General features: G+C 66.3%; 17 protein-coding genes. 2 read left to right on the top strand and 15 right to left on the bottom strand.

Going from position 1 to position 9,041, the window contains the following annotated elements; all coding sequences use genetic code 11:
• Window positions 1-29: 29 nt before the first annotated feature.
• From AB0L65_RS32790 to AB0L65_RS32720, 15 genes are all read right to left on the bottom strand, one after another.
• A complete protein-coding gene (locus AB0L65_RS32790; RefSeq protein ID WP_364253122.1) occupies window positions 30-437 on the bottom strand; it encodes a hypothetical protein in 408 nt (135 codons plus the stop codon).
• Window positions 434-754 carry a hypothetical protein gene (locus AB0L65_RS32785; protein WP_364253120.1) on the bottom strand — a complete coding sequence of 107 codons (321 nt, stop codon included), beginning with the start codon at window positions 752-754 and terminating at the stop codon, window positions 434-436. Before AB0L65_RS32785 ends, AB0L65_RS32790 begins: the two co-directional genes overlap by 4 nt.
• A 77-nt stretch (window positions 755-831) precedes the next feature.
• Window positions 832-1,296 carry a hypothetical protein gene (locus tag AB0L65_RS32780; protein ID WP_364253117.1) on the bottom strand — a complete coding sequence of 155 codons (465 nt, stop codon included), beginning with the start codon at window positions 1,294-1,296 and terminating at the stop codon, window positions 832-834.
• A gap of 10 nt (window positions 1,297-1,306) precedes the next feature.
• The gene (locus AB0L65_RS32775; RefSeq protein WP_364253115.1) at window positions 1,307-1,615 is read right to left on the bottom strand and encodes a hypothetical protein; all 309 of its coding nucleotides are present in this window, start codon (window positions 1,613-1,615) and stop codon (window positions 1,307-1,309) included.
• On the bottom strand, window positions 1,615-2,274 hold the full coding sequence (locus AB0L65_RS32770) for a hypothetical protein (protein WP_364253113.1): 660 nt from the start codon (window positions 2,272-2,274) through the stop codon (window positions 1,615-1,617). The genes AB0L65_RS32775 and AB0L65_RS32770 overlap by 1 nt, the downstream gene beginning before the upstream one ends.
• A complete protein-coding gene (locus tag AB0L65_RS32765; protein ID WP_364253111.1) occupies window positions 2,271-2,774 on the bottom strand; it encodes a hypothetical protein in 504 nt (167 codons plus the stop codon). The genes AB0L65_RS32770 and AB0L65_RS32765 overlap by 4 nt, the downstream gene beginning before the upstream one ends.
• A complete protein-coding gene (locus AB0L65_RS32760; protein ID WP_364253108.1) occupies window positions 2,771-3,742 on the bottom strand; it encodes an AAA family ATPase in 972 nt (323 codons plus the stop codon). The genes AB0L65_RS32765 and AB0L65_RS32760 overlap by 4 nt, the downstream gene beginning before the upstream one ends.
• Window positions 3,743-3,792: 50 nt before the next feature.
• On the bottom strand, window positions 3,793-4,065 hold the full coding sequence (locus tag AB0L65_RS32755) for a hypothetical protein (protein ID WP_364253105.1): 273 nt from the start codon (window positions 4,063-4,065) through the stop codon (window positions 3,793-3,795).
• Window positions 4,062-4,370, bottom strand: a complete 309-nt coding sequence (locus AB0L65_RS32750; RefSeq protein ID WP_364253102.1) for a hypothetical protein — start codon at window positions 4,368-4,370, stop codon at window positions 4,062-4,064. Before AB0L65_RS32750 ends, AB0L65_RS32755 begins: the two co-directional genes overlap by 4 nt.
• Window positions 4,367-4,642: a hypothetical protein gene (locus AB0L65_RS32745; RefSeq protein ID WP_364253099.1), complete on the bottom strand. Its 276-nt coding sequence runs from the start codon at window positions 4,640-4,642 to the stop codon at window positions 4,367-4,369. The genes AB0L65_RS32750 and AB0L65_RS32745 overlap by 4 nt, the downstream gene beginning before the upstream one ends.
• Window positions 4,639-5,046: a hypothetical protein gene (locus AB0L65_RS32740; RefSeq protein WP_364253096.1), complete on the bottom strand. Its 408-nt coding sequence runs from the start codon at window positions 5,044-5,046 to the stop codon at window positions 4,639-4,641. Before AB0L65_RS32740 ends, AB0L65_RS32745 begins: the two co-directional genes overlap by 4 nt.
• Window positions 5,046-5,438, bottom strand: a complete 393-nt coding sequence (locus AB0L65_RS32735; protein WP_364253093.1) for a hypothetical protein — start codon at window positions 5,436-5,438, stop codon at window positions 5,046-5,048. The genes AB0L65_RS32740 and AB0L65_RS32735 overlap by 1 nt, the downstream gene beginning before the upstream one ends.
• Window positions 5,439-5,645: 207 nt before the next feature.
• Window positions 5,646-6,497: a phage antirepressor N-terminal domain-containing protein gene (locus AB0L65_RS32730; RefSeq protein ID WP_364253090.1), complete on the bottom strand. Its 852-nt coding sequence runs from the start codon at window positions 6,495-6,497 to the stop codon at window positions 5,646-5,648.
• Window positions 6,494-6,820, bottom strand: coding sequence for a hypothetical protein (locus AB0L65_RS32725; protein WP_364253087.1), 327 nt, complete (start codon window positions 6,818-6,820; stop codon window positions 6,494-6,496). The genes AB0L65_RS32730 and AB0L65_RS32725 overlap by 4 nt, the downstream gene beginning before the upstream one ends.
• A gap of 67 nt (window positions 6,821-6,887) precedes the next feature.
• Complete coding sequence (locus AB0L65_RS32720; RefSeq protein WP_364253084.1) at window positions 6,888-7,148, bottom strand: helix-turn-helix transcriptional regulator; 261 nt, start codon at window positions 7,146-7,148, stop codon at window positions 6,888-6,890.
• A 90-nt stretch (window positions 7,149-7,238) separates the two neighbouring features.
• Between AB0L65_RS32720 and AB0L65_RS32715 the strand changes: the two genes are divergently transcribed.
• Both AB0L65_RS32715 and AB0L65_RS32710 read left to right on the top strand, forming a co-directional pair.
• Window positions 7,239-7,850 (top strand): hypothetical protein, encoded by a 612-nt coding sequence (locus AB0L65_RS32715; RefSeq protein WP_364253081.1) that lies wholly within the window; start codon window positions 7,239-7,241, stop codon window positions 7,848-7,850.
• Between the two features lie 285 nt (window positions 7,851-8,135).
• On the top strand, window positions 8,136-8,534 hold the full coding sequence (locus tag AB0L65_RS32710) for a hypothetical protein (protein WP_364253078.1): 399 nt from the start codon (window positions 8,136-8,138) through the stop codon (window positions 8,532-8,534).
• The last annotated feature ends 507 nt before the right edge of the window (window positions 8,535-9,041 follow it).

The following is a 9,041-nucleotide window of genomic DNA, read 5'->3' as shown; positions in this document are numbered from 1 at the left end:
TGAAAGTCGTAAGGGGTTGAGGTCGGCACTCAGGCCGGGGTCTTCTCGTACGGGTGGTCGCCGGCGGGCTCGACAACGGCGGGGATGGCGATGGTCGAGACGTTGTCGCCGTGCATGACGGGCGGGCGAGAGTCCGACTCCGCTGACGGGCGGGTGGACCAGTGCGGCAGCTCCACGACGACCCAGCCGAGAGGGCCGCTGGCGCAGTCGGGGCAGATGAACAGGCCGGCAGTGGTCTGCTTCCAGCCGTGCTCTGCGGCGGCGGCCTGCTGCAACTGCTGGCGCACGGGGGCCGTGTATTCGCTGTCGAGGTCCACCGGGTGGCCGAAGATGACCTTGCAGCCTGCGGTGTCACAGGACATCTGCCCGTTGAAGAGATCGTCGAGGGACTTCGGAATCTTGACGGCTTCGGTCTCGGTGTCGACTGTGACGGTCATGATTTCTCCTGGTCGTGGGAGTGGTCGGGGAGGAGATCGCCGCGGCGGCTGTAGGTGCGGCGCAGGGCAGCAGGCACAGGGGACGGCACGCGCTGTAACTCGTAGGTCCATCTCCACGGGTCTTTTGGGAGGCGTTCCTCCCACTGGCGTCCGTCGTCCCAGCCGCGGACCCGAGGGGCGTAGACGCGGTCCCAGAAGGCGTTCCAGCGCTGACGCCACTCCCACACGTGGGCCCGGAAGTCCCTTGGCAGCCGCCTCCACGTCCTGTGCAGGGCGGTGTTCCTGCGCGGTGCCGGTGCCGGTCTGTGGCGTCCCATGCGGTCTCCTGAGTCAGAAGTGATCGGGATAGGCCGGTGGGTGCCCCCGATAGGTCACCCACCGGCAAGTCAGTGGGTCAGAACGGGGCCTTCTCGTCGATCGGCTCCCACGGGCGGACCACGGCGCGGTCTAGGACGACCTGGCGCCACGCCTGCTTGCCGTCCCGGGCCGCAAAATTCATCGCCGCGTCAGCGGTGAACCGGAGGTCGCCCGACCTCGGGGGCCTCGACTGGCCGGAGGTGACTGTCCACTCCTCGCGGGTCGGCAGCGCCTCCCACTCGGCGATCCGCTGGCGGGACTCGCGCACCTCCGCGATCAGCCCGTGGACCTCCTGGCCGATCAGAGCGGCCAAGTCGTGAAGGTCTTCCGTGCCGTTCAGCTCCGCGCGAGTGGCCACCATGCCGAACGGCGGGGCGAGGAACTTCAGCCGCTCAAGGCGCTGCTCGACCTCGTCCAGGTTCACCGGCTGCTCGTCGGACACGTCCGGCTCTCCGGGCTCTCGGCCGTCTCCCGGCTCGTACAGGTCGTCTACGTGAGTCATGGGGGTCTCCTCAGGAGGGATAGAGGTCAGACGGGGAGCCGTACCGGGGATCGGTCGACTGCAGGGCCACGCACGGCTCGCAGACGCCGCACCGCTGCAACTGGGTGCGGGATAGACAGGAAGTGGCGTCCGGGTAGCAGGAGTGGCCCACGGGTCGGGTCTCCCGGCAGGTGTCGCAGAAGGCCATCTCCAGGACGCCGGCCAACAGCTCGGAATCGACCTCGCGGATGGTGCCGCACGCCAGGCACACCGCGTCCTTGCCGTCCACCTCGTGCGGGCCAGTGACGTCGCACCCTTGGCAGTACAGCTCCAGCCTCATCACGCCACCACCAGCACGACAAAGGGCGACGACCCGCATCCGCACGTGAACAGTCCCTCGAGGGGAGCGCTCCAGCCGGGGCACTGGATGTGGCCGAACCTGTCCATCGCCTCGGCGAAGGCGCCGGACTGCTGGATCAGCTCCCATGTCGTGCATGCGACGACAGGCAGGAGATCCCCGGGCCGGCACGCCATCGGAGGTGCGGCCCTCAGGCCGCCCTCGTCATCGAGGAGCACCCACCCGTAGCGGAAGTGGAAGACCGGCACCTCGGACGGGAGGGCCACGCCACGGCGGACCTTCAGCCCGAGCCGTTCCGCGTCGGCGACCTCCGCGTTGTCGATGCGGTAGTGGTCCTCACTGCACGCGTCCAGCAGGTTGGCCGCCCGGTTCGAGACGGTGTTGCCCTTGCCGACCCCGCCCGACCCTTTGCCCATGCGGTGCGCCCGCTGCGTTGCCGGCGCGGCACCGAGGCAGAGGAGGCCGATCTCGCACATGCCGCCCGAGCGCGCCTTGACCAGGTCCACGACGGGCTTCGGGGCCGTCTTCGGGTTGGACTTTGGCTTGGGCGTGTTCGTGGTCTTCGTGAAGCCCTTGCCGCGGTTCATCGGCGTCTTGGCCTTCAGCTCCGTGTACCGCTTCAGCGGTCCGCCGGCCTTCACTGCTCGTCCCTGCGGACGCCGAGCAGCGCGGCGAGGTCGATCCCTTCGATCTCCGGCAGGTCCTTCGCCTCAAGGGTCGACAGGAAACGCTCCGCGCCGTCGTCGGGGAAGAAGCGCTGCGACGGAGACGAGCCGTACCCGAGTTCCACGCCGGGGATCTCCTGGCCGTTCGCGTCCACCGCGGCGCCCGCCTTCAGCGCCTGCTCCAGCAGCTTCACTTCGTAGGCGGTCCGGACGGTGGGGATGTCCTCAACCTCGGTCGGCGCGGTCTCCAGCACGAACGCCGTGAACTTGGCGCGGTCGGTGACGAGCGCCTTCACCTCGGGCTCGCTCATTCCGACCTTGCCCAGACGGGCGGCGCCGAGCTTGGCGGCGTTCTTGTCGCCGGGCTCCTGCTCGGTGAATGGCTGCACGTACTTCACGGCGGCGGAGATCTGTGAGGCGCGCATCTTCAGCAGGGCGAAGACGAGACGCGCTTCCTTCGGGGTGAGGTCGCTCATGCCGCCACTCCGTTCGCCTGGGTCATCTGCGTCTTCAGTGCCTGCACGCGGGCCCGCACCAGGTCAGCCTCAGGAGCCGTGATCTCTCCGGCTTTGCCGAGGGGATTGATCGCGGTCCACACGCTCTGCAGGGCGTCGATGTTGGGGGCGTCTTCCGCCTCCGACAGCAGCCGTTGCGCGGCCTCAGAGAGGTCGTCCAGGTCTGGCGCTTCGCTGCCGGCCTTCATCTCGGTCATCTCACGCACGTGAGAGGCGTTCGGGTCGCACCTGAGCGCGTCGAACACCAGGCGCTCCAAGGTGAAGTCCGGCATGGGCTCCGGCTTGTCCACGCCCGGTTTGATCCCCGAGTGCACGGAGCGGGCACCGACCACGATCGGCGGCTGCTCGCGGGAGAGCCGCACCCAGACGGAGGCGTCGTAGGCGAGGTTCTTCTGGCCCTCGACCTTGTAGTCCTTGGAGCCCTCGATGGGCTTGCCGGCGGCGTCCATGGCGGCCACCTCTTTGCCGCGGGCGGTCACGACGACGATGCCGGGGAACGTCATCAGGATCGTCATCAGGCGGCGGTGTCGGGCGTTCGCGTCGTTCCAGAAGTTCGTCGAAATGTTGATCTCGGCGTTCGGGTCTCGCGCCAACCGGGCCTTGTTGGACTTGGAGTCTTTGGCTCGGTTTGTGGTCCAGTCCTTCAGCAGCTCCCATTCGGCGGTCATCGAGTCGATGACCAGCACCACGGGCGGTTCCTTGGCCTGGGCCGCGCGGGCGGCTTCGTCGCGGATCTCAACCACCTGGGCGAGGATCGACTGCCATGTCCCGTCATGCTCAACCACGAGGTAGCGGGCTCCCGGGATGGCGCCGTACTCGTCGGCAGCCCCTTCTCCGAGGTCGATCCAGTACGTCTGTCCGACCTTCTCCGACGCGGAGAACTCGGCGCACGCCCAGCTCTTGCCGGCCTTCTCCCCGCCTTCAAGCAAGACCAGAGGCCAGGGGACTGCTCCCGTTGGCTTGCGGGTCCTTGGTGCCATCAGTGCTCGTCTCCCTCGTCTTTGGGGGTGGCTCGGTCGTTGAATGCGTCGGGGTCCTCAGCGCGGGTCCACGGCGTGAAGGCCGGCCCGGCGGTCTGGTCGTCGCCCCCGTGGGCGGCCAGCACGTCGAGAACTGACGCCTCAGAGATCGAGTAGTGGTCGCCGATCAGCTCCCGCTGCAGCGCACCCGACGCCACGAGGGCTTTGAAGTCAGCCCACGTGATCCCGAGACGCTCCCGCGCCTGGTTGTAGGTGAACCAGCGGCCCGTCACAGAGCCTCACCGCCGAAGTCGAACCGCTCCCCGGCGAACTCCTCGCCTCCGGTCACCAAGCGGATCGCCCGAATGTCGTCTTCCAGCGCCGACAGCACCAGCAGCCAGCGACCGTCGAACTCGCCGTGCATGTGGATCCGCCGGTCGCCCTGGTTGGTCCTGATGCCGATCAGGCCGAATGCGTCCGCCGCGCTGCCGGGGTGGGTGATCTGGTGGCACTGGACGCGCTCGACGTGGCCCGACTTCCAGGTCACCTCGTATGTCTGCAGGGGGCCGTAGTCGTAGTCGTCGCCGCTGGTCGTCATGCGCTCGCTCCCGCCTGCTCAGCGAGACGGGCAGCCTCAGTCGGGCTGTCCCACCGGCGCCACGCGCACCCCTTACCGGGACGCCACCAGATGGCGGCGTCGTCAGGCAGATCCCACCGGTCCTGGTGCGCCTGCAACTGCTCCAGCACCAGGTGCGCGTCAGCGATCCCCTCACACGGGTCGGACGCCATCGGCTCGTCACCCAAAGAGTCCAGGCAGGTGCCGCGCACCTGGAACTCGGCGACCAGGACCACACTCATGCTCGCGCTCACCACGACACCTCCTCATCCACGGAGGGCGCCCGTGCGGACTCGGGCTCTGGGTCCTGAATGAGCGGCGTCAGCGGCGACGACACCAGGAGAATGTCCGCAACCGGGTATTGGGAGCCTTTGCTGGTCATGAACTTCGGATTGCCGTAGGCGTCGACGACGACGAAGTAGCGCTGCTCGTTGCGGTCCTGCCACACCTCGCCCGGCTTCGGCATCCCGGCAGCAGGCACGAGACGCTCAATGCGGGTGTTGACCCAGCCGAGCGGGATCCGGACGGCCATGCCGCCTTGGTCGTCGTCCAGGTCGAGGCTCAACTCATCCCAGTCGCCCTCTTCGACGCCGGGGACGACCTTGCCGACCTTGCCGGTCATGGTGACGCGGACTGTCTCACCAGGCAGGTAGGTCATCAGGCCACCGCCTCAGCCTGGTTGGCGTCCACCTGGATGACCCGGGTGTACGACATGCGGGCGGAGTGCTCGGCCATGGCCTGGTCGCTGGAGTGAACGATCTCGACGGTCAGCCCGTCCAGCGTGATGGTCACCTTCCACTGGCGGGGGTTCACGTCCTGCGTGAACGGGATCCCGGCCTCCGCGAGAGCGGCGACGGTCGCCTCGAAGACGGGGCGGGTTACGGCGTCACCACCGAGAGGGAACTGCCACCGAAGGGACTCGAACGTCGGGATCGGCACCTCAGGCACGCACTTCATCAGGCGGGCAAGCGCCTGGAGCCCGGAAACGAACTGGGCACGTTGGGCGTCCTCCGGCGTCACGCCGGTCTGCTCGGATGGTGTAATGGTCACGTCTACCTGCTCTCTGATCAGTCGGTCGTTGTCGTGAGCGGGTGGTCTTCGCGGGGCTCGGCCGGCCAATGGCTGGGCCCTGCGGCATGTGTCAGGGGGTGGCGATCTGGAACTCGGCGGCCACTTCGAGCGCGTCGTCGAGATCCAGGCGTAAGCAGTGGACGGCGAACGCCTCAGCGCAGGCCTGGTTGAAGCGGTCAGCGGCGGTCATGACGCGCCGCCCTCGATGGCGAACAGGTGGCCAACCGTGTGCTGGTTGCCACGCAGCCCGTCCTTGACGAGAGCCGCCTTCAGCAGCAGTTCCGGGTCGCCCGGGCGGACGCGAGTGTTCTCCCGCCGCCGGTTCCCGTGCACACCGCTGCCGTGCAGGTAGAAGAACGGCTTGCCCTTGAACGTCGGGTGCCGGTGTTCCGGACCGTCCCGGAACGTTCCGTCCTCACGCTGGGAGCCCTTACCGCGCTGGTCGATCAGGTAGCCGCGCGAGTACAGGTGCTCGAAGAACGTCCGTTCGGTGACCTCGGAGAGGTATTTCTTGTGGAACGCCGTCAGTGTCAGCCCGTCGCCGGCCTCGATCGCCCGGAACTTGCCTTCGGCAACCTCAGCGCGGACCTCTGCACGCTCGGCCCGCTCCTCCGCCTCGTACCAGTACTTCGCCAGTTCCTTGCGGGTCGGCTCGGCGGGCAGGTTCGCCGCGACGGCAGGGTTGATGGCCATGCCGGTGGTCCAGTACTCGCGGAGCCGCTGAGCGGACTCCTTCTGGTAGCGGACAACGAGGTCGCGGACGCCCTCCTTGACCTTGTTCTCGTCAATGTTGGCGAGCAGCATCGACCACGTGTCCAGGTCGCAGGTGGCCATCTGGTACGTCTTGCCATCCGGGCCAGTTGTTGGGGTCTGCCCAACAACTGCCCATGACCTGCGCTGAAGCTTCGTCCACTGGGCCGACCAGTCCAGCCCCATGCCCTTGATCGTGGGCTTGAGGACCACGACGGGCTGGCCGTCCTCGTCGAGCGTGGTGTGCAGGAAGGTGCCGTGGAACGGAATCTGAACGATCTCGTTCATGCCGTCCCCCTGTAGGACCGGGCCCTGTCCGGGCGTGCACGTAGCGGCGTGACTGCGGCGTTCGCGGCCAGGTCAGGCTTCGGCTTTGCCGGCCGGGGCTTACCAACGCCGGCCGTCTTGCGCGTGGGCTTCGGCTGCTGGGCGTCGACCGCCTGCAGTTCGACCAGCTGCTCAACCTGGGGGAGGGTGTAGACCCGCTTGCGGCGGATGATCGTGCCGATGTTGTGTCTGCGAGCGGTCCGGTTCACCCAGTACTCGGACACTTCGAGCTCTGGCGGGAACATCGCGACCACCTGTGCGGCGGTGTAGACGAGGGCGTTCATGCGTGGCTCGCCTTGTTGCGCGAATACGGGCTTGTGGCGGGAGCGCTATTGATCGCTCTAGTGCGCATCAGGCACACTCCGCCTGAGCCGTTCCCTCAGGCTTGGTCAACAACGCGTCAATGTCGACGTCGAGGGCTCTGACTAGAACCCTCAGCCTCGGTGCTGTCGGCAGGAACACCCCGGATTCCCATCGACAAAGGGTGCTGACCGTGATCCTCATGCCCGCCCGCTCGCAGCGGACTTCCAAGTCCGCAAGGGTGAGCCCTTGGCGCTCCCTTACTTCTCTGGCGCGCTTGCCATCGAAAGGAAGCTGGAGTCGCTTCTTCATGAGCGCAACTTAGCGCAAGTCTTCAGATGACCGCAACATAGCGCTCATTCTTTCTTTAAGAAGACCCCCAAGTCAGGAACTCGGCAGCCCATGACCAGCGACATTGCGATACATTGCGTTCAGAACCGCGAGCTGAACCGGAGGCCCAGCATGGAGCGAGAAGACCGCACCCAGCACCTCGCAGACCTCATGGAGCGGCGCCGCATAGCGCTACACCTCAGATGGGACGACGTCGCCGAAGCCGCCGGCATCTCTGCGGCCTTCCTGCGGAAGATCCGTTCAGGCACGGGAGCCAGGCCTCTCACCATGGCCAAGTTGGAAGCCGCTCTCAACTGGGCTCCCGGCAGCATCGACGCGATCCTGGCCGGGGGGGAGCCGGCCGACTTTGAGGCGTCCGTAGCCTCGCGCGCCCCCGTCGGCCCCGATGGTGCGCTAGGGCGCACATCCGAAGACCTTGAGGCGACCATTCGAGACCTGGCTCAACAGCTCGAGCCCGAGCGGGTGCGTGTGCTCTTGGCTGGCATCTCGCGGTCCGAGCGCCGGTACGAGGATGAGGCGGAGCAGAAGATCTGGGAGATCACTGAGATCCCACCTGTAATCCGAAGGCAGCTGATAGGCGTCTACCGTGCAGCGCTCCAGGTGGCGGAGGAAGAGGATCGCCGGCCTGACGCGGAAGTGCACGAGTTTCGGCCTCGAGGCTGATCAACCCTTGATGGCTCAAAACTAATTACGGCGCGTGCATATGTCGTTTTTGTCCTGTCGAGCTTGTGAAGCGTTTCAGGCTTTCTTGCGGGAACCTCATGGTCATAGGCATGGCACTGCATGCCCTGGTGTGACCTGAATGAACAAGTCACGATCGAATTACGGCCCCTAATTTAGGGTGGACTACGCGCGTTTATGGACGTGAAATGACCAATACAGCTTTCTGGGGCGGGGGTCCACGTAACGGCACGTCTGCGCACAATGCGCCCTTGGGGGTGGAACCACTTGATCGCCGACACGCACTCCGACGATCGCGAAAGAGACCTGATCAACCACATCCTCGCCACCATCGAGGAACGCATGGTCATAGCCAAACAGCTCAGCACAGTCCACGTGCACGACGACAGGTTCAACCAGCAGCGTTTCGCCGACATGGCCAACCAACTGGAACTAGCCCACAAGACGATCCAAAGGCTCAGCGCCATGATCGAGACGCTCACCGCCGAACTGCCCCCCAACGAGGTCATTCAGGCGCTGCGCAGCCACAGCGGCAAGATGCACGCTGTCAGCGTGGAACTCCGTGGCAAGATCCACACCTTTCTCGTTCCGTCCCTCGGAACTGAGAACCCAGTCGACTGGGTGCGGTGGTGGCAGCGCTTCACAGCGCGCTATGGAGTCCCGTGATGGGTGTCTTACCGGAGATCCGTGAGGTGAAAGATCCAGTTTCCCCCGCGGTCGCCTACACCGAGAACGGCCGCATCGTGGTAGAGGTCGACGAGAACCTCAAAGGAAGGGAACGGTCCGCCGCCATCTTTGCCGCGTGGCGGGCGCACGAGCGAGGTGTCGCAGCGTTGCTGCCTGTGGCGGGCTTCGTGTACCTGTGGGATCCACTGAAGAGATGGGCATCCCAGAATGCGGGCCAAGCCACCTCAGCAGCAGGCGGGGGCGCACTCATCGTGGCAGTCGGCGCCCTCGCCATCTTTCTGGGCGGCGATGGCGAACAGCCTCCAATGGTGACACCTTCGCCCTCATACGTTGCCCCTCCGTCGCCCACGCCGCGAACAACTGTCACGCCCTCCGGCCCAGCGCCCTCAGCCAGCACGCCAGGTGCGACAACATCGGCGGCACCTACAAGGGGGAGAGGTTCGAGGGAGCCGACCGGCAGTTCAACGCGCACCACGCCTGACCGTC

The organism is Nonomuraea sp. NPDC052116 (assembly GCF_040680035.1).
Taxonomy (GTDB): Bacteria; Actinomycetota; Actinomycetes; order Streptosporangiales; family Streptosporangiaceae; genus Nonomuraea; species Nonomuraea angiospora_A.
This window is presented reverse-complemented; position numbering and strand designations above follow the sequence as displayed.